Source organism: Aeromonas sp. S2(2024) (assembly GCF_041402505.1).
GTDB classification, from domain to species: Bacteria; Pseudomonadota; Gammaproteobacteria; order Enterobacterales; family Aeromonadaceae; genus Aeromonas; species Aeromonas media.
The window spans coordinates 139922-163904 of the sequence record NZ_JBGLRL010000010.1; the positions used below are offsets into that span (position 1 = coordinate 139922).

Consider the following 23983-nt stretch of genomic DNA (forward strand, 5'->3'; position numbering starts at 1 on the left):
CTCAGCCCCAGGGCCTTGGCGGATGAGGGCGCACCGGCTTGCCCTGTGCGATCAGCTCCGCCGGCAGGCGCGAGGGCTCATAAGCCACCTCCTCCTGCTCATCATGTGACAATGCCCTGGTATCCTCTCCCCACATCCGGCTCCACCAGATTTCCCACATGATCCAACTGGTCATACCCTGCTCCTTCTGGATGATATTGCCAACGCCGGGCTCGGGCATGGTCGTGCCCTTGTCCCACCTGAACAGCCGCAGTCTGTCCCGCCGGGATGACAGCCAGATGACGTCGGGATGAAGGATTGAATGAGCAAGAGAGCCCTTATCGGGAAAATCCGGCGCCAGCACAGGAGATGAACGTCGGCAGTATCGGGTAGTTCAGCGCGGCTGGGATGACATCAAGGCGGGAGAAACAAAAAGAGCGACCCGGGGGCCGCTCTTTTTTATCGAGGCAGGTAACGATTATTCGTCGTCAGCCACACCCTCTTCGCTGGAGCCAGCATCGTCGGCAGCACCGGCGTCTGGCGCAGTCTCTGCACCTTCCACCAGCTCGCCGTCGATGGCCATGCCCTCAGTGACCAGAGCGTCGTTCTCTTCCTCGTCGCTCTCGGCGATGCGCTGCAGACCGACCACTGTCTCGTCTTCACCGGTACGGATCAGACGGACACCACCGGTGTTACGGCCAATGACGCTCACCTCGGCAACACGAGTACGGACCAGGGTGCCGCCATTGGTGATCAGCATGATCTGGTCGGTATCTTCGACCTGGATCGCATCGATCACCTTGCCGTTGCGCTCGTCCACCTTGATGGAGCGAACGCCCTGGGTACCACGGTTCTTGGTCGGGTATTCGTCCAGTGCGGTACGCTTGCCGTAACCGTTCTCGGTGGCGGTGAGGATGGCCCCGATCCCGCGCGGAACGATAAGGGAGACCACCTTGTCACCGGCGCCCAGCTTGATGCCACGCACACCGGCAGCTGTACGACCCATGGGACGCACGCCCTTGAAGGTACCCTTGTTTTCGGTGCCTTCGGTACCTTCAGTGCCTTCACCGTTGTCGCTGCCATCATCGTCGTTGCCGGCGTCGTCGTCGGTCTCGACTTCATCGCTGGCATCCGCATCGGCGCGACCGCTGCCTTCAGCGAAGCGAACCACCTTGCCCGCGTCGGAGAAGAGCATGATCTCGTTGCTGCCGTCGGTGATGTCCACCCCGATCAGCTCATCACCCTCTTTGAGGTTGATGGCGCGAATACCGGAGGATAGCGGACGGCTGAAGTCGGACAGGCTGGTCTTCTTCACGGTACCGTTGGCGGTGGCGAAGAAGACGTACTTCTCGGCATCATATTCCTTCACCGGCAGGATGGCGGTGATGCGCTCACCCTCTTCCAGCGGCAGCAGGTTGATGATGGGACGACCACGGGCGCCACGGGACGCTTCCGGCAGCTGATAGACCTTGAGCCAGTAGACCTTGCCACGGGTGGAGAAGCACAGAATGGTGTCGTGGGTGTTGGCCACCAGCAGACGCTCCACAAAGTCCTCTTCCTTGATCCGGGTGGCCGACTTGCCACGACCACCCCGGCGCTGGGCCTCGTAGTCGGAGAGCGGTTGATACTTCACATAGCCCTGGTGAGACAGGGTGACGACCACGTCTTCCGGGGTGATCAGATCTTCGATGTTGATCTCGGCACTGGACATGCTGATCTCGGTGCGACGCTCGTCGCCATACTGCTCGCGCACTGCCAGCAGTTCATCGCGGATCACTTCCATCAGGCGTTCCGGGCTTGCCAGGATGAACAGCAGCTCGGCGATGAGATCCAGCAGAGATTGGTACTCTTCCAGGATCTTCTCGTGCTCGAGGCCGGTCAGCTTGTGCAGACGCAGGTCAAGGATGGCCTGGGCCTGGATCTCGGTCAGGAAGTACTGCCCTTCACGGATACCGAATTCCGGCTCCAGCCACTCCGGCCGCGCCGCGTCGTCGCCCGCTTTTTCCAGCATGGCGGCCACGTTGCCGAGTTCCCAGCCCTTGGCAACCAGGCCCGCTTTCGCATCCGCCGGGGTCGCACTGTGGCGGATCAGCTCTATGATGGGGTCTATGTTGGCCAGCGCCACCGCCAGACCTTCCAGGATGTGCGCCCGATCCCGCGCCTTGCGCAGTTCGAACACGGTCCGGCGGGTCACTACCTCACGGCGGTGCAGCAGGAAGGCATCCAGGATCTCTTTAAGGTTCATCACCTTGGGCTGGTTGTTATCGAGCGCCACCATGTTGATGCCGAACGTGGTCTGCATCTGGGTGTGCTTGTAGAGATTGTTCAGCACAATCTCGCCGGACTCGCCGCGCTTGATCTCGATAACGATGCGCATGCCGTCTTTATCAGACTCATCGCGCAGGGCACTGATGCCCTCGACCTTCTTCTCTTTGACCAGCTCGGCGATCTTCTCGATCAGCCGCGCCTTGTTCACCTGATAGGGGATCTCGTGAACGATGATGGTCTCGCGACTCGTCTTCTCGTCCACTTCCACCTCGGCCTTGGCTCGCACATAGACGGAGCCGCGACCGGTACGGTAGGCCTGTATGATGCCGGAGCGCCCGTTGATGATGCCGCCGGTGGGGAAATCGGGCCCGGTGACATAGGTCATCAGCTCGTCAATGGTGAGGGCGCCATTCTCGATCAACGCCAGACAGCCGTTGACTATCTCGGTGAGGTTATGAGGAGGAATGTTGGTCGCCATGCCCACCGCGATACCGGAGGAGCCGTTGATCAACAGGGTGGGTACCTTGGTGGGCATGACAGCCGGGATCATCTCGGTGCCGTCGTAGTTCGGCACCCAGTCCACTGTCTCTTTGTCCAGATCGGCCAGCAACTCGTGGGAGATGCGCGCCATCCGCACTTCGGTGTAACGCATGGCCGCAGCGTTGTCGCCATCGACCGAACCGAAGTTGCCCTGACCATCGACCAGCATGTAACGCATGGAGAAATCCTGCGCCATCCGGACAATGGTGTCATACACGGCGCTGTCGCCATGCGGGTGATATTTACCGATTACGTCACCGACCACACGGGCCGATTTCTTATAGGGCTTGTTCCAGTCGTTCCCCAACTCGTTCATAGCAAACAGAACGCGGCGGTGAACCGGTTTCAAGCCATCACGCACATCCGGCAGAGCTCGTCCTACGATCACGCTCATGGCGTAATCCAGATAGGAACTCTTGAGCTCTTCTTCGATGTTGACCGGCGTGATCTCTCTGGCCAGATCGCTCATAGAAAGCCTTAATCCCTAATTAGTTGTTCTTTGGCTTAAACAGCGCGACATGGTAACACACTGAGCCAAATACCTTAAGCCACAAATCCGGGTAGCACGTCGGGCTGGTGTGACCAAGTCCGTCCGTTATAATGCCCGCCAGGACAATAGATTGCGCGCGCCCTGCCCGCTGCGCGCCCTGCCACAGGATCATCGAAAAATGAACAGTGATGCCAATGTCGATCTGACAGAAATCGCCAAATTTGAAGCCATCGCCTCCCGCTGGTGGGACATGGAGGGCGAGTTCAAACCCCTGCATCAGATAAACCCGGTGCGCCTTGACTGGATCACCGACAAGAGCGGCGGCCTGTTTGGCAAACGCGTGCTCGACATCGGCTGCGGCGGCGGCATCCTCTCCGAGAGCATGGCCCGCCGGGGGGCTCGTGTGACCGGCATCGACATGGGCAAAGAGCCCCTCGGGGTTGCCCGCCTTCATGCCCTGGAGCAGGGTGTAGAGCTCGAATATCGCCAGATGACCGCCGAAGCTCATGCCGCCGAGGCCCCGGGCCAGTATGACGTGGTCACCTGCATGGAGATGCTGGAACACGTGCCGGATCCCGCCTCGGTACTGCGCGCCATCGCCACCCTGGTACGACCGGGCGGCAAGGTGTTCGTCTCTACCATCAATCGCAACCCGAAAGCCTACCTGATGATGATCCTGGGGGCCGAGTACCTGCTCAAAATGGTGCCCAAGGGTACCCACGACCACAAAAAGTTCATCACGCCCGCCGAGCTGTGTCGCATGGGGGAAGCCGCAGGCCTGCTGGTACGGGACATGAGCGGCGTTCACTACGCGCCGCTGTCCAACAGCTTCAAACTCGGCAAGAACGTCGACGTCAACTACATGGTGGCGTTCGCGCGCCCGGAGCAAGGCTGATGAGCACCGACAAGGCCCCCCTGCGCTGCGTGCTGTTCGATCTCGACGGCACCCTGCTCGACACGGCCCCTGATCTCGGCGCCGCAGTCAACCATGTGCTGGTGAGCGAAGGCTTTGCCCCGCTGCCCGAAGCCATCATCCGCCAGACCACCTCCCACGGGGCGCTCGGGTTGCTCAAGGCAGGCCTGGGGGAGGATCTGCTGGAAGAGCTGGGTGCAAGCCGCCTGCGCACCGCCCTGCTCGACCATTACGCGGCCAACCTCTGTGTCGGCACCCGCCCCTATGAGGGGATGCTGGATCTCATCGAATGGCTCGATGAGAAGAAGCTGCCCTGGGGCATCGTCACCAACAAGCCGGGCTTTCTCACGAAGCCGCTGCTGGCCGCCCTGCCCGAGCTTGCCAGCTGCGGCGTGACGGTCAGTGCCGATACCCTGCCGGTGCGCAAGCCAGACCCTGCCCCCATGTACTTTGCCTGCGAGCAACTGGGCGTCGACGCCACCCATTGCCTCTACGTGGGGGATCACGTGCGTGACATCGAGGCGGGACGCAACGCCGGCATGCGCACTGCGGTGGCGGGCTGGGGCTATCTGAGCGATGACGAGGATCCCGCCGACTGGGGCGCAGATCTGCAGTTTGACACCGTGCAGGCGTTGCACCACTGGCTGCGCTACGAACTGACCTGAACACGGCACGGCATAGGTGGATCATCGGGGCAACTTTAACGCCATGGGGTGGCCAGATGAGCACGACGCTCACTCCTGGAGCCACGCTATGGTCATGACAGGGGGCGCTGATGTGCCCCCTTTTTCGAGGTGGTGACAACCGTGTGCCAACGGGGATCGGACAGCTTTTGACCCAGGCTGCACAAGGGATAACCAGGCTGAATTTGCTAGTAAAAACCCCCTCCTTTCGCAAGCAAAAAAAGTTATTTAAATTTTCCATGTTCGATCATCAGACTTGCATTTGCCGGATCGGACGGATGAAAACCCACTCACTGTGAGCAGTCACTAACTCGGGCCCGAACACCCACAATTTATCCACAGCTAATGCGTTATCCACAGATTGCAATGCGGTGTCGACCTCACTATCTTGTAGTTCGAATTTAAAATAACACTATATCTTGTGATTCATGGCGCACTTCGCCCCCAGGCCACCATCGAGAATGGCGCCCTGGATGCGTGGCGCCATGGTTTTTCGGGAATCAACTAAAGGTCATCAGCCAATGAACTTGTTTGTGACGAAGCGTAACGGCCACAAAGAACCCATCGATCTGGATAAAATTCACCGTGTGCTCGACTGGGCCGCCGAGAAGCTCGACAACGTGTCGGTCTCCCAGGTGGAGCTCAAGTCCCACATCCAGTTCTATGACGGTATCCGTACCGCCGACATCCACGAAACCGTCATCAAGGCCGCTGCTGACCTGATCTCCGAACAGAGCCCGGATTACCAGTACATGGCCGCCCGTCTGGCCATCTTCCACCTGCGCAAGAAGGCCTACGGCCAGTTCGAGCCGCCCCACCTCTACCAGCACGTCGCCCGTCTGGTGGACATGGGCAAGTATGACAAGCACCTGCTGACCGACTACACCCAGGCCGAATTCGAGGAGCTGAACGGCTACCTGGATCACTGGCGTGACATGGACTTCTCCTACGCGGCGGTCAAGCAGCTGGAAGGCAAGTACCTGGTGCAGAACCGGGTCACCGGCGAGATCTACGAGAGCCCGCAGTTCCTCTACATCCTGGTGGCGGCCTGCCTGTTCTCCAAGTATCCGAAAGATACCCGCCTGGACTACATCAAGCGCTTCTACGATGCGGTCTCGACCTTCAAGATCTCGCTGCCGACCCCCATCATGAGCGGCGTGCGCACCCCGACCCGTCAGTTCAGCTCCTGCGTGCTGATCGAGTGCGATGACAGCCTGGACTCCATCAATGCCACCGCCAGCGCCATCGTCCGTTACGTCTCCCAGCGTGCCGGCATCGGCATCAACGCCGGTCGCATCCGGGGTCTCGGCAGCCCCATCCGTGGCGGCGAAGCATTCCACACCGGCTGCATCCCCTTCTACAAATACTTCCAGACTGCCGTGAAGTGCTGCTCACAGGGCGGCGTGCGCGGCGGTGCCGCCACCCTGTTCTACCCCCTGTGGCACACCGAGGTGGAAAGCCTGCTGGTACTGAAGAACAACCGCGGCGTGGAAGAGAACCGGGTCCGTCACATGGACTACGGCGTGCAGATCAACAAGCTGATGTACCAGCGCCTGATCAAGGGCGGCGACATCACACTGTTCTCCCCGTCCGATGCCCCGGGTCTGTACGACGCCTTCTTCGCGGATCAGGACAAGTTCGAGCAGCTCTACGTCAAATACGAGCAGGATCCGAGCATTCGCAAGAAGACCCTCAAGGCGGTGGATCTCTTCTCCCTGATGATGCAAGAACGCGCCGGCACCGGTCGCATCTACATCCAGAACGTGGATCACTGCAACACCCACAGCCCGTTCGATCCGAGCGTGGCGCCGGTGCGTCAGTCCAACCTCTGCCTCGAGATTGCGCTGCCCACCAAGCCGCTCAACAACGTGGATGACGAAGAGGGCGAGATCGCCCTGTGCACCCTGTCTGCCTTCAACCTCGGCGCCATCGAGAAGCTGGAAGACCTGGAAGAGATGGCGGATCTCGCCGTGCGCGCCCTGGATGCCCTGCTCGACTATCAGGACTACCCGCTCAAGGCTGCGATGAAGGGCAGCATGAACCGCCGCACCCTGGGGATCGGCGTCATCAACTACGCCTACTACCTGGCAAAGAACGGTGCCCGCTACTCCGACGGTTCCGGTCTGGCGCTGACTCACCGTACCTTCGAGGCGATCCAGTACTACCTGCTGAAGGCCTCCGTGCAGCTGGCCCGCGAATTCGGCCCCTGCCCGGCCTTCAACGAGACCACCTACGCTCAGGGGATCCTGCCCATCGATACCTATAAAAAGGATCTCGATGTGCTGTGCAACGAGCCGCTGCATCTGGACTGGGAAACCCTGCGTGAAGAGATAAAGACCGTGGGTCTGCGCAACTCCACCCTGACCGCCCTGATGCCAAGCGAGACCTCCAGCCAGATCTCCAACGCCACCAACGGCATCGAGCCGCCGCGCGGCCTGGTGTCGGTCAAGGCCTCCAAGGACGGCATCCTCAAGCAGGTGGTGCCCGAGTATCACCGCCTGAAGGATCAGTACGAACTGCTGTGGAAACAGCCGAGCGTCGATGGCTACCTGCAGCTGGTCGGCATCATGCAGAAGTTTGTGGATCAGGCGATCTCCGCCAACACCAACTACGATCCGGCCCGTTTCGAAGGCAACAAGGTCCCGATGAAGCAGCTGCTCAAGGACTTGCTGACCGCCTACAAATACGGCCTCAAGACCCTCTACTATCACAACACCCGTGATGGTGCGGACGATGCCCAGACCGATCTGCAAGACGACGGTTGCGCCGGCGGGGCTTGTAAAATATAAGTCGCTGCACGATCTGATGAACCGGGCGGGAGCATGAAGCTCCCGCCCTCCTGTCTCCTCTCATTCAAGACATTCAAATCACCATGGCTTATTCAACGTTCTGCCAGACCCAAAACGACCAGCTCAAGGAGCCGATGTTCTTCGGCCAGTCGGTCAACGTGGCCCGTTATGATCAGCAAAAGCACGACATCTTCGAGCGACTGATCGAGAAGCAACTCTCCTTCTTCTGGCGTCCGGAAGAGGTGGATGTGTCCCACGATCGCATCGACTATCAGGCCCTGCCACCCCATGAGCAGCACATCTTCATCTCCAACCTGAAGTACCAGACCCTGCTGGATTCCATCCAGGGTCGCAGCCCGAACGTGGCGCTGCTGCCACTGGTCTCCATCCCGGAGCTGGAGACCTGGATCGAGACCTGGGCCTTCTCCGAGACCATCCACTCTCGCTCCTACACCCACATCATCCGCAACATCGTCAACAACCCGGGGCAGGTGTTCGACGACATCGTGACCAACGAGCAGATCCTCAAGCGTGCCGGCTCCATCAGCCACTTCTACGACGATCTGATCGAGGCGACCGCGCTCTACCACCTGCACGGTGAAGGTACCCACCGCGTGGCGGGCCGCGAGGTCTCCATCAACCTGCGCGGCCTGAAGAAGAAGCTCTACCTGTGCCTGATGAGCGTCAATGCCCTGGAGGCGATCCGCTTCTACGTCAGCTTCGCCTGTTCGTTTGCCTTCGCCGAGCGCGAACTGATGGAAGGCAACGCCAAGATCATCAAGATGATCGCCCGCGATGAAGCCCTTCACCTGACCGGCACCCAGCACATGCTGAACCTGATGCGCAATGGCCTGGACGATCCCGAGATGGCCGAGATTGCCGCCGAGTGCGAGCAAGCCTGCTTCGACATCTTCAAGGAAGCAGCCGAGCAGGAGAAAGAGTGGGCCGAGTACCTGTTCCAGGATGGCTCCATGATCGGCCTGAACAAGGACATCCTCTGCCAGTACGTGGAGTACATCACCAACCTGCGCATGAGCGCGGTCGGCCTGCAACCCGCCTTCATTGGTGCCAAGCAAAACCCCATTCCCTGGATCAACACCTGGCTGTCCTCCGACAACGTGCAGGTGGCGCCCCAGGAAGTGGAGGTGAGCTCCTATCTGGTCGGCCAGATCGACAGCGAAGTGCACGCAGACGACCTGGGTGACTTCGAGCTGTGAGTGATGCCACCGGCACGCTGACCCCTGCCCCGCACGCGGTCCCCGCGCAGAGCGAAGCAGGCTCGCCACGGGTGCATACCCAGGATGGCGTGCTGCACGCCCATCCCGGCGAGAGCGTGCTGGAGACTCTGGAGCGCCACGGTCATCACGTGGAGTTCCAGTGCCGCAGCGGCTATTGCGGCGCTTGCCGCACGCCCTTGCTGGCAGGCTCGGTGCACTACGCCGCCGTGCCGCTGGCGTTTGTCTCGCAGGGAGAGTGCCTGCCCTGCTGCTGCCAGCCGGTGGGTGCCATCCGGCTGGACATCCAGAAGGGCTGACGCCACTACGGGCTGGCAAATCACAGCCAATAAAAAGCCGCCGGAGCAAATCCGGCGGCTTTTTTGCTTCTTGAACTTCTCTTAAGGGCGCCCTGTGCAGACGCCCGTACCATCAAAGGATCACAGCCAGGGGGCGGCGGTCGGCCCGTGGTGCAGGCCCAGCTTCCAGACCCGGCCAAAGTGTTTGTAGTGACCCGCGGCCATACCGGCCTTCTCCCCCATGCCGTGGTAGAGATCCAGGTGTCCTCTCTTCACCGCGCCGCCCACATCCAATGCGATCAAGAGCCGCAACTGGTGTTTGCCGGTCCAGTTGCCGGCTTTGTCGAGCAGCGGCACCTCAGCCAGGATGGGCGTGCCCATCGGCAGCAATGTCTTGTCGGCCGCCACCGCCGCCAGTGGCAGCAGCGGAATGCCGGCGGCGCCGATCACATCATTGGTGGGGCGACGTTCGAAGAAGACATAAGACGGGTTCTGCTCTACCAGCTCCTTGACGCTCTCCTCCGGCTTGCTGTTGGCCCACTCCTTGATGGCCTTCATGGACATCTGCTCCTTGGGCACCTCTCCCCGGTCGATCAGCACCCGGCCGATACTCACGTAGCCGTGGCCGTTCTTGCCGCTGTAACCCAGGTATTGCAGCCGGTCGTCATCCCCGTAGTGCACGAAGCCTGAACCCTGCACGTCCATCAGGAAGTTGTCGATAAGAGACTTGCTGTAACCCAGCTCCAGCCCCCGGTTGGCCAGCGCTCCCTGGTGGATCTCGGCACGGCTCGGGCAACGGCCACCGCACTTGGGCATGGCATAGATGGGGTACTTGTACTTGGCATCCGGGCGGTGGCGCACTTCCAGCACCGGCGAGTAGTAGCCGGTAAAGAGCACGTTGCCCATGCGATCGGCGCCGCCGAGCTGGGCCAGGCTGATACCGTACTGGGTGATGTAGGCAGGATCACCGCCATTGGCCACCCAGCGGGAAAGCTGGCGATAGAGCTCACCATAACGACGGGTCATCTTGCCGGAGCGCTCCAGCACCAGCCGACTCTGGGGGCCGAACTTGCTGTAGTCGGCACGCTGGCGACTGTTGACGCGCTCCACCCGCACCAGATCCCCTGGCAGGGCACCATCCAGATACTGCTTGCCCAGATTCTCCGGCACCTCGCAGTTCAGAAAACATCCGGATCCCGCCTTCTTCTGGGGCACCTTGACCGGTTCAGGGTTGCCCGCACAACCGGCCAACCCGACCACGGCGGCGGCCAGCCAGTACGCATGTTTATTCATATGTCCTCATATAACACCGAGCGTCTTGCACGGCGGGGAAGATGCCAAATTTGCCGGGGGAAAGCAAACGCCATCCACCCCCGGACGCCCTATTTCTCCAAAGGGGATCTTCTGGGTTATAACAAGGTGACAAGATGTGAGAGGGCGTGGATGGAACAGCTCGAAATCTTCCCCCTGACGAGCCCCTGCGTCGGGATCTGCGAAGTGAACAACAAGGGATATTGCAAGGGGTGCCTGCGCAGTCGGGAAGAGCGCTTCAACTGGCTCGCCATGACCCCGGCCCAGCAGCAGGAGGTGATGCGCCTGTGCCGCAACCGCAAGGCACGGGTCGAGGCCGCTCGTCGCAAGGCACAGGAAGGTGCCCCCAGCGAACCGCAAGCACAGCCCGGCTGGGATTTTTAACCCCTTCCCTGCACCCCACCAAAACAAAAGGCGGCCTACAGGCCGCCTTGTCATTCATCGGATGGACGTCAATCAGGCCGTTGCCAGCTTGGCCTGCTCCTCGCCGCGCTTGAGCATGGCGTAGGAGACGCCGGTCAACAGCGATCCCGCCGCAATCGCCACGATATACATCAGCACGTTGCTGATGGCGTTCGGGATGAAGAGCACGAACAGGCCACCGTGGGGCGCCACCAGTTCGCAGCCGAACAGCATGGAGAGCGCACCGGTCAGGGCACCACCCACCATGCAGGCCGGGATGACCCGCATCGGATCCTTGGCCGCAAACGGGATGGCCCCCTCGGAGATGAAGCACAGACCCAGCACGAAGGAGGCCTTGCCCGCTTCCTGCTCCGCTTTGATGAACTTCTTGCTGGCCAGGAATGTCGCGATCCCCATCCCCAGGGCCGGCACCATGCCGGCGGCCATCACCGCAGCCATGGGGGCATAGGTCTTGGAGGCGAGCAGGCCGACCCCAAAGGCATAGGCCGCCTTGTTGACCGGGCCACCCATGTCGAAGCACATCATGGCGCCGATGATGACACCCAGCAGCACGGCGTTGGCGGAGCCCATGTTGTTCAGGAACTCGGTCATGGCATTCATGATGCCGGCCACCGGGCCGCCCACCACGTAGATCATGACGAGACCGGTAAACAGGCTGGCCACCAACGGAATGATGAGGATGGGCTTGAGCGCTTCCAGGGTCACCGGCAGGCGCACCTTGTCACTCAGGTACTTGGCGCTGTAACCGGCGAGGAAACCGGCAACTATGCCGCCGAGGAAACCGGCGCCGAGCGAGCTGGCCAGCATACCGCCAATCATGCCGGGGGCGAGACCCGGACGGTCGGCGATGGAGTAGGCGATGTAACCGGCCAGTACCGGGATCATCAGGGCGAAGGCGGAGCCGCCGCCGATCTTCATCAGGGCCGCCGCGAGCGTCCCCTCTTCCTTGAACGCCTCGATACCGAAGATGAAGGAGAGCGCGATGATGAGACCACCGGCCACCACCATGGGCAGCATGAAGGAGACACCGGTCAGCAGGTGTTTGTAGGGGCCGGCCTTCTCCTCTTTCTTGGCCGCGGCAGCGCCGCTGTGACGATAGGTCTTCGCCTCTGTCCAGGCCTTGTCGAGCTCGGCGCGGGTCTTCTTCAGGGCAGCGCCCGTGCTGGTGCGATAGACGGGCTTGCCGTCGAAGCGGGCCATGTCCACCTCGATGTCGGTGGCGAGGAACACCAGATCGGCGGCGGCGATCTCATCGGCGGTCAGGGCGTTCTGGGCACCGACCGAGCCCTGGGTTTCGACGCGGATCTGATGACCCAGCTGCTTGGCCATGGTCTCCAGCGCTTCCGCCGACATGAAGGTGTGGGCCACCCCGGTCGGACAGGCAGTGACCGCAACTATGCGCTTGGCACCGCTGGCCGCCTTGGCGGCGGCATTGGCAACGGCGGGCGCGGCCTGGTGGCGATAGAGGCTGGCACCGCTCGCGGCTGCCTCCAGCAGGGCGGCAGGATCCTGCAGCGCCAGATCCATGCTGCCCTGATAGAGGCGCTTGCCGTCATAGGCGGCGAGATCCACCGGGGCACTTGCGACTACCAGCACCAGTTCGGCGGCGGCAATCTGCTCTTTCGAGGGAACCTGGCGAGGTTGTACGCTGGAGCCGACATCGAGGATAAGCTCCCAGCCCGCCAGTTTGGCCTGCTGTTCTATCCGTTTTGCAGCGAGAAAGCTGGTGGCAATGCCCGCCGGGCAAGCCGTAACCAGAATTGCTTTCATTGGGCATCTCCTGAGTGTGTCATCGAAAGGGGGTTGGATTGAGCCGGTGCCAGGTCATCCAGACGCTGTACGCGCACCAGCTCGAGTAAGGGGGTGAGTACCTTGATATCGTCAAAGCCGACCGCCACCTGGCTCACCGCCAAGGCAGAGACGGCGGTGGCCAGACGCAGGGTCTGCTCCGGCGCCCAGCCAAGGCTGAGGCCATGGGCCAGCCCCGCTACCAGAGAGTCGCCGGCACCGACCGTGCTGACCACCTGCATGCGCGGCGGAATGGCCTGCCAGGTGGCATCGGGGCCAAACCAGACCAGGCCGTCAGCGCCATTGGAGATCACCACATGGGGGATCCCGGCGGCCTGCAGGGCACGGGCACACTCGGCCTGCTCGGCGAGGGTCTCGACGGGGCGACCGGCCCACTGCTCAAGCTCCTCCAGATTGGGTTTGACCAGGGTCGGTGCAGCCTTGATCCCTTCGGTGAGGGCCGCGCCGCTGCAATCGAAGATCACCTGCTTGCCTTTGGCCTTGAGCAGGCTGATGAGACGGGCGCAGTAGCCAGGCTCGACGCCCTTGGGCAGGCTGCCCGCCAGCACGAACCAGTCGGCGCGTGGCGCCAGCTTCTCTATCTCGGCCTCCAGCGCGGCCACTTCTGCCTGATGCACGGTGAGCCCCGGCAGATTGAGATCCGTGACCCGGCCCGATTGCTCGGAGATCTTCACGTTGATCCGGGTGCTGCCTGCCACGCGCACGAAATGATCGTCCAGGGCCCGCGCTTCAAACAGGGAGACGAAGCTCTGCTGATTGTCAGTCCCGAGCCAGCCGGTCAGGCCCACGTCACGGCCAAGGTCTTTGAGCACCATGGCGACGTTGATCCCCTTGCCCGCGGCGCGCAAGTTGGCTTCGCTCACCAGGTTTACCTCGCCGAGGCTCATCGCCTCGAGACGGGTGGTGAGATCCAGCGCCGGATTGAGGGTGATGGTAACGATGTCCATCAGTGCGCCCCCTCGCCCAGACCGGCGGCAATGGCCTCGCCTATCCCCTTGAGGGCCGCCTCGGCATCGGCCCCTTCGGCACGAAACGCCAGACGGTGACCACACTTGACACCCAGACCGATGACCTTCATCAGGCTCTTGGCGGAGACCGCTTCACCGCTGCCATCCAGGTTCGCCACGCGAATGTCGGATGCATACTCCTTGGCCACCTTGACCAGCATGGCGCCCGGACGGGCGTGCAGGCCATGGGGGTTGATGATGGTGAAAGTGTCGGAGAGACCGCTCGCCGGACCTGCCTGCAGCATGGCCAGACCGTCGCTCCCTGCGAGCGTCCCAAGCTGACCGGCGGCGGCAAGCTTGGCCAGGTTCTCCAGTTGGGGCAGATGGCTGCTATCTGCGGCGCACAGCAGCAGCAGGGCGCTGACGGGCAGAGCCCCTGCACTGAGCGCGCTGCTCGGGGTCGCCAGCACCCAGCCGGTCTGGGCCGCTTGCGCACGGGCCAGCCAGATCCCCTCCCCCAGATAGGCGGGCTCGCTTGCCAGCAGGGAGGTCACCATGGCGGCCTCCCCCCAACCGGCAGATTTGGCGCGGGCGGCAGCCCCCAGCAGCAGCTGGTCGCGATCGTCGGCCGGGAAATCCGCCAGGGTCAGGTATTGCACCTCTTTCGCCGCACTTGCACCGGTCAGGATGTTGATGATGGTCTCTTCATCGGTGGCCTCTCTCAATTGAGCGGCAGCCTGCTCGTCACCCAGCACATGGGTGAGCTGGCGCAAGATGCCCAGATGCTCGTCCGACTTGGCGGCGATGCCGATGGCCACATAGGCAATCTGTCCATCGTCCCATTCGATCCCCTGAGGGAACTGGGCCACCATGACGCCGGTGCTCTTGACCAGATGACGGGTGTCCGTGGTGCCGTGGGGAATGGCGATGCCGCTGCCAAGGTAGGTGGCGTGCTGGGCTTCCCGCGCCAGCATGCCGTCCACATAACCGGCCTCCACCAGACCCGCATCGGTCAGTTTGCCTGCCAGCAGGGCGATGGCGTCCGCCTTGGTTGCCACCGATTGTCCCAGCAGGATTTGCTGTCGCGCCAACTTCAACATAGAGATTCTCCATCAGGTCCGGCTTCGCCTCGCGGCACACCGGCTCAACTCAACTTGGATTTCGGGTAATTTGCCTGCTGACAATAGACGGGAATCTCCCCCCTGGTAGGCCATCTCGGCATTTCCTGGTCGAACATTCATCGCTTACTGACAAGCTGAATCGTTTCACTTACACTAAGACTGAATCGTTTCAGCCAATTGTTCAAGATCCCACGGAGAGTGCTTTTCAATGATATGATCCCGCGCACACTTTTCGGTGCCCCCACCTGAAACCGTCGCGGGCCTTGCAACTCAAACAGAGCCAATATGATGAAACTGGATGAAATCGCCGCCCTGGCCGGTGTCTCGCGTACCACCGCCAGCTATGTGATCAACGGCAAGGCGGATCAATATCGCATCAGCCAGGCCACCCGTGACAAGGTGATGGCCGTGGTCCATGCCCACAACTATCAGCCGGACAGCCGCGCCGCCTCCCTGCGCGGCGGCCAGACCAGGACCCTGGGTTTCATCCTGCCGGACCTTGAGAATGCCAGCTATGCCAAGCTCGCCAAGCGCCTCGAGCAGGGCGCGCGGGCTCAGGGCTATCAGCTGCTGATCGTCTGCTCGGAAGACGAGCCGGATACCGAGAAGGAGCTGGCCAGAATGCTGGTCAGCCGCCATGTGGATGCGCTGCTGGTGGCGAGCTGCCTGCCGCCAGCGGATCCTTTCTATCGAGAGCAGCAGGCCCATGGCGTGCAAATCCTGGCCATCGATCGGGCCCTGGCCGCCGACCACTTCATCACGGTAGCGAGTGAAAACCAGAAGGCGAGCTGCGATCTCACCGCCTCCCTGCTCACCGCCACCCTTCGCCATGTGGCCCTGATCACCGCGCTGCCAGGCCTCACGATCAGCCAGGAGCGCCGCGCCGGTTTCGAGCAGGCGCTGAGCAGCCACGCCAGCGCCGCCCTGCTGACACCCCATGTCTGCGAGGGGGCCCACTTCTCCCGCGCCGAGGGCTATCGCCTGATCAAAGAACTGCACCAGCGCCTCGGCCAATTGCCCGAGGCGCTGGTCGCCACCTCCTACATATTGATGGAGGGGGTGCTCGACTATCTGCTGGAGCAGGAAGCAGACATGAGCCAGATTGCCATGGCCACCTTCGGGGACGATCGGCTGCTGGACTTCCTCCCCTTTGGCATCAACTCCCTGCCCCAGCAGCACGACGCCCTGGCTGCCCAGGCCCTTGCCCTCGCCTTCGAGGCCATCAACGGCCACTACCGCGCTGGCCTGCACTGTGTGAGCCGCACCCTCAAGCGTCGCCGCTGACGCCCCTCACGTGCCGGCGCTCTCCTGCCACGCCGGCGCGCTTTTCCACCAGTCAATACCGTCTGCTGTCATCTTTTATTTCCACCTATTGCCACCTCGCAGTACAAAATCCGCCTTTACAGGCTTGTTTCCACTTTTTTGATCCGTTAACGTGGCAACCATCTTTTACAACCCACGGATTTTTCGTAACGATGCGTCCACTCCGATATTGCTAGCCTCCGGTCCCGCCCCCGGAGGCACCTGGCTGACACCGCCACTGGCACGCTTTTTTTACTACGCAGTTTCTCTATCTGGATGGACACCATGAATACCAAAACCCTGGGTTGTACGCTGCTGATAGCCGGCACCACCATAGGCGCCGGCATGCTGGCCCTGCCACTGGCCTCCTCGTCTCTGGGCGGCCCCGCCACCCTGGCGCTGATGGTCGGGCTCTGGGCCCTGATGGCCTTCACCGCCATGCTGCAGGTGGAGGCCAGCCTCAATACCGGCAAGTGGTACCTGCACCAACTGGCGGATCACCTGCTCGGCCCCTGGGGCAAGCGCATCGCCTCCTTCTGCATATTGATGCTGTTCTACTCCCTGGCCTCCGCCTACATCAGCGGCGGCAGCAGCCTGCTGGCCCAGGCGCTGGCGGATGCGGGCACCACCGTCAGCCAGGAGCAAGCGGCCTGGGCCTTCACCCTGCTGTTCGGTGGCATGGTGTGTGTGGGCACCAAGCAGGTGGATTACCTCAATCGACTGATGTTCACCGTCAAACTGGTGATCATGGTAGGGGTGCTGGCGCTGCTGCTGCCCCGCGCCGAGGGGCAGCACCTGCTCTCCATGCCGCTCGGCCAGGGCTTGCTGCTGGCGGGGCTGCCGGTCATCTTTACCTCGTTCGGTTTCCACGGCTCCATCCCGAGCGTCATGCTCTACCTCGGCGACTGCCCCAAGCAGTTGCGCCGAGTCTTCGTGTGGGGCTCTGCCCTGCCGCTTATCCTCTACGTGCTGTGGCAGGTGGCGATCCTGGGCCTGCTCGGCCAGCAGAGCCTGATCCAGACCGGCGGGGCGCTCGACAGCCTGCTCGCCAGCGTCGGCAACCTGGTGAACTGGCCCGCCTTCAATCAGGCGATGCATCTCTTTGCTGACTTGGCGCTCGCCACCTCCTTCCTCGGGGTGACGCTCGGGCTGTTTGACTTCATGGCCAAGGTGACCCGCCGCAAGGACAACTGGCAGGGCCGCAGCCAGACCGGCATGATCACCTTCGTGCCGCCCCTGCTGTTTGCCCTCTACTTCCCGCAGGGCTTCATCATGGCGTTGGGTTATGCTGCCATCGCCCTGGCGGTGCTGGCGGTGCTGCTGCCGGTGGCTCTGGTGTGGCAAAGCCGCAAGCAGGCCGAGGCGCACCATTACCGGGTTCCGGGCGGCGTGGTTGCGCTGGGTCTCGCCGGCGCCATGGGGGTGCTGATCGTCGGTGTCCAGGTGAGCGTCAGCCTCGGCATGCTGCCCGCGCTCTGATCCTTACCCGCCTTGAATGTCCCACATTGAAAAGCCCCGCCAGCATAAGTTGGCGGGGCTTTTTGTGATCTGGTCCCAGGCGCCCTCAGCAGCTGGTTGCGCCACTCGCCACATCCTGCTGCTACCCTCAGAGGCAAGCCATTGAGGCGCCAAGCAATATCCAGGCAAACACATCAACCAGAGAGCCAGATACCATGACCATAGTGCCCATCTACGCGGCCCTGCTCGCCTTGCTCTTCGTCTTGCTCGGCGAGCGTACCATTCGCACCCGCCACCGTCGGGGAGTGGCGCTGGGGCATGGCGATGATCCCGCCATGCTGCGGGCCATGCGGGTGCACGCCAACTTTGCCGAATATGTTCCCCTGGCCCTACTGCTGATCTATTTTGTCGAAACCTCCAGCCAGACACCCTGGCTCATCCATCTGCTGGGGGCCAGCTTGCTGTGTGGTCGCCTCTGTCACGCCTTTGGCATGAGCCGCACACCGGAGAACTTCCGCTACCGGGTGGTGGGGATGGGGCTGACCTTCGGCGTGATCCTGGTAAGTGCGGCGTACATCTTGATCACGGCGCTCCTCCTTTGACCGCTTCACTGCCGGCCAGAAAAACAAAAGCCCCGCCAGAATGGCGGGGCTTTTTTATCAGCGAATAACTGGGGAGCCTGGCTCCCGAGTCGCTTACTGGTTGTGGCTGGCGCGGCGGGGACGACGAGCCTGGGCCGGTTTGGCGGCGCCATCGGCGGGACGCTGACCACCTTGCGGCTTGGGTTTGCCACCGTTACCGGTACGGGCACCACCTGCATTGCCATTGGAGGCAGAACGACCGGCACCCTGACGCTGGCCCTGACCCTGCGGGCGCGGCGCACGGCGCTGCTCACTCGGATCGCGGGGCTCTTTGCGCAGCGGCGCGCCGATACCACGAGCGATGTTGTCGAGGGTCTCGCGGGAGGCTTCAAAACCGGCCACCTGCTCGCAAGGAATGTTCTGCTTGGTCAGACGCTCGATGGCCTTGATGAGCTTGCCTTCATCGGCGGCGACCAGGGAGATGGCGTGACCGGCTGCGCCGGCACGGCCGGTACGGCCGATGCGGTGCACATAGTCTTCCGCCACGTTCGGCAGCTCGAAGTTGACCACTTGCGGCAACTTGTCGATGTCCAGACCACGGGCGGCGATGTCGGTCGCGACCAGCACCTTGACGCTACCTTCCTTGAAACCGGCAAGGGCGCGGGTACGAGCACCCTGGCTCTTGTTGCCGTGGATGGCGGCGGCGCTGACGCCGTTCTTGTCGAGGGTCTCGGCAACACGGTTGGCCATGTGCTTGGTGCGGGTGAACACCAGTACCTGCTGCCAGTCGTTGCTGGTGACCAGGTGGCTCAGCAGCGCGATCTTGTTGGCCTTGTCGCACGGGTGCACCAGCTGCTCGATACGCTCGGCGGTGCTGTTGCGCGGCGCCACTTCGATCACCGCCGGGTTATCCAGCAGGCCGGTGGCCAACTCGCGAATTTCCTCGGCGAAGGTGGCGGAGAAGAGCAGGTTCTGGCGCTTCTTCGGCAACAGGGCCAGAATGCGGCGGATGTCGCGGATGAAGCCCATATCGAGCATGCGGTCCGCTTCATCCAGCACCAGGATCTCCACTTCGTCGAACTTGACGGCGTTCTGGTTGTAGAGATCCATCAGGCGACCCGGGCAGGCCACCAGCACGTCCAGACCACGGCGGGTTGCCATCATCTGCGGGTTGATGCTGACGCCGCCGAAGACGACGTGGCTGCGGATCGGCAGGTGCTTGCCGTAGTTGCGCACGCTCTCGCCCACCTGGGCGGCCAGCTCGCGGGTCGGGGTCAGCACCAGGGCGCGAATGCGGTTCGGGGATACTTTGCGCTTGCTCTCGGTGAGGCGCTGCAGCATCGGCAGGGTAAAGCCTGCGGTCTTGCCGGTCCCGGTCTGGGCGGCGGCCATCAGGTCACGGCCAGCCAGGACGGCCGGGATCGCTTGTTGCTGGATGGGAGACGGGGTGTCGTAGCCTTGCTCGGCAACGGCACGCAACAAGGGTTCGGCCAGACCGAGGGAAGTAAAACTCATAGTTACCTGCTAGGGATAGGGGCGCCGGGGATCTGTGGTGGGGCTCCTCTGCTGAGCCGATGCCATCTCACAGGATCTGGGCCTATAGAGAAAACAACGATTTCCCCGGGGAGCAGAGCAAAGGGGAAAGAATAGAGGCGCAGTCTAACGGAGTTGGCGCCGTTACACGAGAAAAATGTGATGCGCCTCCCAGCCTGGGTGGAAAAGCCCACTATGGCGGGGCAGAATGGCGATGATGGCGCTCGCCAGGGCCCGCCCCATCTTGGGACGCGTACTCAGGGATCCACGACACAGAACAGGGAGGTTCTGCTTGATCAGGAAACATATCCAGACCGCTATTCACTGCGCATTGAGCCTCGGCCTGCTGTTCGCACCGAACCTACCTCTGGGCGCCAAAGAGACACTGTCGGTGGCCTGGAGCCACTGGCCCCCCTTCAGCCAGATCGAGGCCGATGGCGAACTCGGCGGGCTGGACGTGGCACTGACCCGCCAGATCCTCCGTGGCGCCGATCTTGAGCCCGCGTTTCGCAACCTCCCCTGGGCCCGGGCCCTTCACCTCATGGCACGCCAGCAACTGGATGTCGCCATGGGGGCCCTGAAGACCCCGGAGCGGGCGCGTTTCGCTCGCTTCTCTGCCCCCTACAGACGCGCCAGCTTCGTGCTGCTCAGCCATGAGCCTGCGCCCGGGAGCGCAGATCGCTGGCAGGGAATAACGCATCTTGCGGACCTGTGCCAGCAGACCGGGCTGCGCCTTGGCAAGCTGCGGGGCACCCGTCCCCTGCCCCTGAGCGACGCCTGCCCCTCCCTTCGGCAGGCGAGCGAATACAACTCGGACGACAGGCTGATCGCCCTCCTGCTGGCACGGCGACTCGATGGAGTCATCATCGAGTGGCAATACGCCCGGCATCGGCTGGCCCAACTAGGAGCAGAGGGGTTCACCTCGTGTCAGGTGCTGTTGCACCAGCAGCCGGTCAGCTTGATGTTGGCCAGGGAGACGGTCAGCGAAGAGGAGCTCGCCCGCATCGATGCGGCCATCGCCACCCTCCCCCCTTTGGACACGGCATTTGCCCCGCCGGAGTGCCGTTTCGATGGCAGCCAGCCCCGGGAGGAAAGCACTCAGGACTGATCCTGACGACACCGCACAAACGAGAAAGGCGACCCTGGGGTCGCCTTTTTGCCGAGCATGGTGATCAGCTAACAGCGCTGTTTGCGGATCAGCGCAGCAGCGGGGTCTGGGTATGCACATCCTGGTTCTGGGCACGATGGCGCAGCAGGTGATCCATCAGCACCAGGGCCAGCATGGCCTCGGCGATGGGCACCGCACGGATGCCGACACAAGGATCGTGACGACCCTTGGTGATCATTTCGGTGGCCTCGCCGCTGGTGTTGATGGTCTTGCCAGGCACAGTGATGCTGGAGGTGGGCTTGAGCGCCATGCTCACCACGATATCCTGACCGGACGAGATGCCCCCCAGAATGCCGCCCGCATGGTTGCTGGCAAAGCCGGCCGGGGTCATCTCGTCGCGATGCTCCGAGCCTTTTTGCTCCACCACGGCGAAACCGTCACCTATCTCGACCCCTTTCACCGCATTGATGCCCATCATGGCGTGGGCGATGTCGGCGTCGAGGCGGTCAAACACGGGCTCCCCTAGGCCCACCGGCACGTTGCGCGCAATGACAGCCACCTTGGCGCCTATGCTGTTGCCCTCTTTTTTCAGGGCCCGCATGTACTCATCGAGGGCCTCCAGCTTGCCCGCATCGGGGAAGAAGAAGGGGTTCTGCTCGATCTGGCTCTGGTCAAACGCCTCGGCCTTGACGGGACCGAGCTGGGAGAGAAAACCCACTATCTCGATGCCGTGCATCTGCTTCAAGTACTTCTTGGCGATGGCCCCCGCCGCCACCCGCATGGCGGTCTCGCGGGCCGAGGAGCGGCCGCCGCCGCGGTAGTCACGCTGGCCGTACTTCTGGTGATAGGTGTAATCGGCGTGGCCCGGGCGGAACAGGTCCTTGATCTCGGAGTAATCCTTGGAGCGCTGATCGGTGTTCTCGATGAGCAGTCCGATGGAGGTGCCCGTGGTGCGTCCCTCGAACACCCCGGCCAGGATCCGTACCTCATCCGCCTCGCGGCGCTGGGTGGTGTAACGGGAGGTGCCGGGCTTGCGTCTGTCCAGATCGATTTGCAGATCCGCTTCGCTTATCTCCAGCCCGGGCGGGCAGCCGTCGACCACGGCGCCAAGCGCCAGGCCGTGGCTCTCGCCAAAGGTGGTGACCCGAAAGAGTTGGCCAAAACTGTTCCCTGCCATGGGTGCTCCTTGCTGCTTAGCTCTTGTAAATCGCGAAATGGGCCTGGTACTGCTCGAGCTCTGCCTTGGTCATCACGAAGACGCCGTGACCGCCGTTCTCGAACTCGACCCAGGTGAAGGGCACCTCGGGGAACTGGGCTTCCAGGTGGATCATGCTGTTGCCCACCTCGACCACCAGCACGCCGTCATCCTTGAGGAAGTCCGCGGCATTGGCCAGGATGCGCTTGGTGAGCTTGAGGCCGTCGGAGCCCGATGCCAGGGCCAGCTCCGGCTCATGACGAAACTCCTCCGGCAGATCCGACATGTCCTCGGAGTCCACGTAGGGTGGGTTGGAAACGATGAGATCGTACTTGTCGCCGGCGGGCAAATCGCGCATCAGATCGGAGCGGATCGGGATGACCTGCTGCTCGAGGCCGTGATCGTTGATGTTGCGCTCGGCCACATTGAGGGCATCGACGCTGATGTCGATGGCATCCACTTCCGCATGGGGGAACTCGTGGGCCATGATGATGGCGATGCAACCGGAGCCGGTGCACAAGTCCATGATCCGGGTCGGCTCCTCTTTCAGGAAGGGGGCGAAACGGTTGGCCACCATCTCGGCGATGGGGGAGCGCGGAATGAGCACCCGCTCGTCCACGTAGAACTCCCAACCCGCGTACCAGGCCTTGTTGGTCAGGTAGGCGGCAGGCACCCGCTCCTGCACCCGGCGAATGATGAGCTCGGCGATGCGGTGGCGCTCGCTGGTGGTCAGGCGGGAGTGGCGCATGCCGGGATCCACGTCTGGCGGCAGATGTAACGCGGGCAGCACCAGTTGCACGGCCTCATCCCAGGCGTTGTCGGTACCATGTCCGTAGAAGATCCCGGCGTCGTTGAAACGACTCATGGCCCAGCGCAACATGTCCTGGATGGTGTGCATCTCGGCAACCACCTCGTCGATAAATATCTTGTCCAAATCCACCTCCAAGTCGAGTAATATCCGGCCCGAGAATTCTATACAGCGAGCAAGACGAGTACCTGATGAAAAAAACGCCCTCACCCACAGACGAGGAAAGCCTGCTGTTTCGTGATGCTGTCAAAGGTACCCGGAAAATTAAGCAAGATACCATAAGGGCCTCCTCAAGCCCGGTCAAGCAGAAACGCGAACTGCGTGAAAGCCGCGAAAAGCTTGGGGTTGACCACTTTTTCAGCGACGAGTACCAGCCTCATCTGGACGAAGAGGGCCCGACCCGTTTTGTGCGTGAAGACGTGTCAAAATTCGAGCTGAAAAAGCTCAAGCGCGGCCTCTATCCGCCGGAGATTTATCTGGATCTCCATGGCATGAGTCAGCTCCAGGCCAAGCAGGAGCTGGCTGCCCTGCTCACCCTGTGCCAAAAAGAGAACATTCACGTCGCCTCGGTGATGCACGGCATCGGCAAGCACGTGCTCAAGCAGCGCATCCCGAGCTGGCTGGCCCAGCACCCCAATGTGCGCGCCTTCCATCAGGCCCCGCGGGAATGGGGCGGCGAGAGCGCCATCCTGGTGCTGCTGGATATCGAGGAGTAACCCGGCGTCGGGCAGGAAATGGTTGATCGAAACGCGCGCCTCAGGGCGCGCTTTCCATATAGCGTTTGAAGTTGTCGAGTATGCTCTGCCAGCCGGCACGCTGCTGCTCGCTGCTGTGTTCGGATTCGGCGTCGAACTCCTCGTGCACCCAGGTGCCTCCCTGTTCCTCCACGAACCTCACCCTGACGGCCCGACCGTCGTCCATGACGTAACCCAGGGAGGTTGGCGGCACCACCTCGGTGAAGGAGCCCTCGAAATCGAACCCCATGCTGCCATCCCGGGCGGCCATACGGTGGCAGAAACGCCCGCCGATCCGCAGATCCACCCGGCTGCCGGGGCAGTGCCACTCGGGGGAGGCTGCATTCCATGCCATGATGCTGGCGGGGGTATTCCACCCCTCCCATACCAGAGCGATTGGCCGTTCGACCCGGACACTGACGCTTATCGTCATCTCTCTTCTCCTCTTGCCTCGATTCCCGACGCCCATGTGAAGCAT

Annotated in this window: 21 protein-coding genes; 11 read left to right on the forward strand and 10 right to left on the reverse strand. The window is 62.3% G+C overall.

Translation table 11 applies throughout. From position 1 onward, the window contains the following. Position 1: 1 nt before the first annotated feature. On the reverse strand, positions 2-175 hold the full coding sequence (locus ACB039_RS12550) for a hypothetical protein (RefSeq protein WP_200877894.1): 174 nt from the start codon (positions 173-175) through the stop codon (positions 2-4). Between the two features lie 282 nt (positions 176-457). Then, a complete protein-coding gene (gene gyrA / locus ACB039_RS12555) occupies positions 458-3256 on the reverse strand; it encodes a DNA topoisomerase (ATP-hydrolyzing) subunit A (protein WP_371165790.1) in 2799 nt (932 codons plus the stop codon). Between the two features lie 199 nt (positions 3257-3455). Here gyrA and ubiG point away from each other — a divergent pair, with 199 nt between their 5' ends. The 5 genes from ubiG to yfaE all read left to right on the forward strand — a co-directional run bounded on the left by ubiG (position 3456) and on the right by yfaE (position 9196). After that, a complete protein-coding gene (gene ubiG, locus ACB039_RS12560; protein ID WP_041205817.1) occupies positions 3456-4172 on the forward strand; it encodes a bifunctional 2-polyprenyl-6-hydroxyphenol methylase/3-demethylubiquinol 3-O-methyltransferase UbiG in 717 nt (238 codons plus the stop codon). Continuing rightward, entirely contained in the window at positions 4172-4855 is a 684-nt protein-coding gene (locus ACB039_RS12565) for an HAD family hydrolase (RefSeq protein WP_371165791.1), read from the forward strand. Before ubiG ends, ACB039_RS12565 begins: the two co-directional genes overlap by 1 nt. Positions 4856-5394: 539 nt before the next feature. Continuing rightward, a complete protein-coding gene (gene nrdA / locus ACB039_RS12570; protein WP_161507202.1) occupies positions 5395-7662 on the forward strand; it encodes a class 1a ribonucleoside-diphosphate reductase subunit alpha in 2268 nt (755 codons plus the stop codon). Between the two features lie 83 nt (positions 7663-7745). Then, positions 7746-8879 (forward strand): class Ia ribonucleoside-diphosphate reductase subunit beta, encoded by a 1134-nt coding sequence (gene nrdB, locus ACB039_RS12575; RefSeq protein ID WP_043131768.1) that lies wholly within the window; start codon positions 7746-7748, stop codon positions 8877-8879. Beyond that, the gene (gene yfaE, locus ACB039_RS12580) at positions 8876-9196 is read left to right on the forward strand and encodes a class I ribonucleotide reductase maintenance protein YfaE (RefSeq protein WP_041205821.1); all 321 of its coding nucleotides are present in this window, start codon (positions 8876-8878) and stop codon (positions 9194-9196) included. The genes nrdB and yfaE overlap by 4 nt, the downstream gene beginning before the upstream one ends. Positions 9197-9316: 120 nt before the next feature. Here yfaE and mltA read toward each other — a convergent pair whose 3' ends face one another. Further along, the gene (mltA, locus tag ACB039_RS12585) at positions 9317-10468 is read right to left on the reverse strand and encodes a murein transglycosylase A (RefSeq protein ID WP_005329718.1); all 1152 of its coding nucleotides are present in this window, start codon (positions 10466-10468) and stop codon (positions 9317-9319) included. A 150-nt stretch (positions 10469-10618) separates the two neighbouring features. On the opposite strand from mltA, the gene ACB039_RS12590 reads away from it, so the two are divergent. Then, the gene (locus ACB039_RS12590; RefSeq protein ID WP_371165792.1) at positions 10619-10870 is read left to right on the forward strand and encodes a DUF1289 domain-containing protein; all 252 of its coding nucleotides are present in this window, start codon (positions 10619-10621) and stop codon (positions 10868-10870) included. Between the two features lie 72 nt (positions 10871-10942). On the opposite strand, the gene fruA is transcribed toward ACB039_RS12590, so the two are convergent. The 3 genes from fruA to fruB are packed head-to-tail and all read right to left on the reverse strand — an operon-like array spanning position 10943 to position 14765. Further along, entirely contained in the window at positions 10943-12679 is a 1737-nt protein-coding gene (fruA, locus tag ACB039_RS12595; protein WP_182785519.1) for a PTS fructose transporter subunit IIBC, read from the reverse strand. Continuing rightward, positions 12676-13665 (reverse strand): 1-phosphofructokinase, encoded by a 990-nt coding sequence (pfkB, locus tag ACB039_RS12600; RefSeq protein WP_371165793.1) that lies wholly within the window; start codon positions 13663-13665, stop codon positions 12676-12678. The genes fruA and pfkB overlap by 4 nt, the downstream gene beginning before the upstream one ends. After that, the gene (gene fruB, locus ACB039_RS12605) at positions 13665-14765 is read right to left on the reverse strand and encodes a fused PTS fructose transporter subunit IIA/HPr protein (protein WP_139751393.1); all 1101 of its coding nucleotides are present in this window, start codon (positions 14763-14765) and stop codon (positions 13665-13667) included. Before fruB ends, pfkB begins: the two co-directional genes overlap by 1 nt. 306 nt (positions 14766-15071) lie before the next feature. On the opposite strand from fruB, the gene cra reads away from it, so the two are divergent. The 3 genes from cra (at position 15072) to ACB039_RS12620 (ending at position 18148) form a co-directional block, all read left to right on the forward strand. Further along, complete coding sequence (cra, locus tag ACB039_RS12610) at positions 15072-16070, forward strand: catabolite repressor/activator (protein WP_180345009.1); 999 nt, start codon at positions 15072-15074, stop codon at positions 16068-16070. A 303-nt stretch (positions 16071-16373) separates the two neighbouring features. Next, a complete protein-coding gene (locus tag ACB039_RS12615) occupies positions 16374-17567 on the forward strand; it encodes an aromatic amino acid transport family protein (RefSeq protein WP_139751395.1) in 1194 nt (397 codons plus the stop codon). A 194-nt stretch (positions 17568-17761) separates the two neighbouring features. Next, positions 17762-18148 carry an MAPEG family protein gene (locus tag ACB039_RS12620; protein WP_171269815.1) on the forward strand — a complete coding sequence of 129 codons (387 nt, stop codon included), beginning with the start codon at positions 17762-17764 and terminating at the stop codon, positions 18146-18148. Positions 18149-18241: 93 nt separating this feature from the next. Here ACB039_RS12620 and ACB039_RS12625 read toward each other — a convergent pair whose 3' ends face one another. Then, the gene (locus ACB039_RS12625) at positions 18242-19642 is read right to left on the reverse strand and encodes a DEAD/DEAH box helicase (RefSeq protein ID WP_005326024.1); all 1401 of its coding nucleotides are present in this window, start codon (positions 19640-19642) and stop codon (positions 18242-18244) included. A 313-nt stretch (positions 19643-19955) separates the two neighbouring features. Here ACB039_RS12625 and ACB039_RS12630 point away from each other — a divergent pair, with 313 nt between their 5' ends. Next, entirely contained in the window at positions 19956-20768 is an 813-nt protein-coding gene (locus ACB039_RS12630; RefSeq protein ID WP_371165808.1) for a substrate-binding periplasmic protein, read from the forward strand. Positions 20769-20856: 88 nt separating this feature from the next. On the opposite strand, the gene aroC is transcribed toward ACB039_RS12630, so the two are convergent. Together aroC and prmB are read right to left on the reverse strand one after the other, a co-directional pair. Beyond that, on the reverse strand, positions 20857-21945 hold the full coding sequence (aroC, locus tag ACB039_RS12635) for a chorismate synthase (protein ID WP_139751397.1): 1089 nt from the start codon (positions 21943-21945) through the stop codon (positions 20857-20859). Positions 21946-21961: 16 nt separating this feature from the next. Then, on the reverse strand, positions 21962-22897 hold the full coding sequence (gene prmB / locus ACB039_RS12640; protein ID WP_041206945.1) for a 50S ribosomal protein L3 N(5)-glutamine methyltransferase: 936 nt from the start codon (positions 22895-22897) through the stop codon (positions 21962-21964). A gap of 65 nt (positions 22898-22962) precedes the next feature. On the opposite strand from prmB, the gene smrB reads away from it, so the two are divergent. Next, positions 22963-23487: an endonuclease SmrB gene (gene smrB / locus ACB039_RS12645; RefSeq protein ID WP_042650147.1), complete on the forward strand. Its 525-nt coding sequence runs from the start codon at positions 22963-22965 to the stop codon at positions 23485-23487. A gap of 40 nt (positions 23488-23527) precedes the next feature. Here the strand turns inward: smrB and ACB039_RS12650 are convergent, their stop codons facing one another. Beyond that, positions 23528-23938 carry an SRPBCC family protein gene (locus ACB039_RS12650; protein WP_139751398.1) on the reverse strand — a complete coding sequence of 137 codons (411 nt, stop codon included), beginning with the start codon at positions 23936-23938 and terminating at the stop codon, positions 23528-23530. Positions 23939-23983: the final 45 nt, after the last annotated feature.

Excerpts from the sequence above, each read along its gene's own strand:
- ACB039_RS12550 (WP_200877894.1), bottom strand. The coding sequence starts at position 175 with ATGACCAGTTGGATCATGTGGGAAATCTGGTGGAGCCGGATGTGGGGA.
- gyrA (WP_371165790.1), bottom strand. The coding sequence starts at position 3,256 with ATGAGCGATCTGGCCAGAGAGATCACGCCGGTCAACATCGAAGAAGAG.
- ubiG (WP_041205817.1), top strand. The coding sequence starts at position 3,456 with ATGAACAGTGATGCCAATGTCGATCTGACAGAAATCGCCAAATTTGAA.
- ACB039_RS12565 (WP_371165791.1), top strand. The coding sequence starts at position 4,172 with ATGAGCACCGACAAGGCCCCCCTGCGCTGCGTGCTGTTCGATCTCGAC.
- nrdA (WP_161507202.1), top strand. The coding sequence starts at position 5,395 with ATGAACTTGTTTGTGACGAAGCGTAACGGCCACAAAGAACCCATCGAT.
- nrdB (WP_043131768.1), top strand. The coding sequence starts at position 7,746 with ATGGCTTATTCAACGTTCTGCCAGACCCAAAACGACCAGCTCAAGGAG.
- mltA (WP_005329718.1), bottom strand. The coding sequence starts at position 10,468 with ATGAATAAACATGCGTACTGGCTGGCCGCCGCCGTGGTCGGGTTGGCC.
- ACB039_RS12590 (WP_371165792.1), top strand. The coding sequence starts at position 10,619 with ATGGAACAGCTCGAAATCTTCCCCCTGACGAGCCCCTGCGTCGGGATC.
- fruA (WP_182785519.1), bottom strand. The coding sequence starts at position 12,679 with ATGAAAGCAATTCTGGTTACGGCTTGCCCGGCGGGCATTGCCACCAGC.
- pfkB (WP_371165793.1), bottom strand. The coding sequence starts at position 13,665 with ATGGACATCGTTACCATCACCCTCAATCCGGCGCTGGATCTCACCACC.
- fruB (WP_139751393.1), bottom strand. The coding sequence starts at position 14,765 with ATGTTGAAGTTGGCGCGACAGCAAATCCTGCTGGGACAATCGGTGGCA.
- cra (WP_180345009.1), top strand. The coding sequence starts at position 15,072 with ATGATGAAACTGGATGAAATCGCCGCCCTGGCCGGTGTCTCGCGTACC.
- ACB039_RS12615 (WP_139751395.1), top strand. The coding sequence starts at position 16,374 with ATGAATACCAAAACCCTGGGTTGTACGCTGCTGATAGCCGGCACCACC.
- ACB039_RS12620 (WP_171269815.1), top strand. The coding sequence starts at position 17,762 with ATGACCATAGTGCCCATCTACGCGGCCCTGCTCGCCTTGCTCTTCGTC.
- ACB039_RS12625 (WP_005326024.1), bottom strand. The coding sequence starts at position 19,642 with ATGAGTTTTACTTCCCTCGGTCTGGCCGAACCCTTGTTGCGTGCCGTT.
- aroC (WP_139751397.1), bottom strand. The coding sequence starts at position 21,945 with ATGGCAGGGAACAGTTTTGGCCAACTCTTTCGGGTCACCACCTTTGGC.
- smrB (WP_042650147.1), top strand. The coding sequence starts at position 22,963 with ATGAAAAAAACGCCCTCACCCACAGACGAGGAAAGCCTGCTGTTTCGT.
- ACB039_RS12650 (WP_139751398.1), bottom strand. The coding sequence starts at position 23,938 with ATGACGATAAGCGTCAGTGTCCGGGTCGAACGGCCAATCGCTCTGGTA.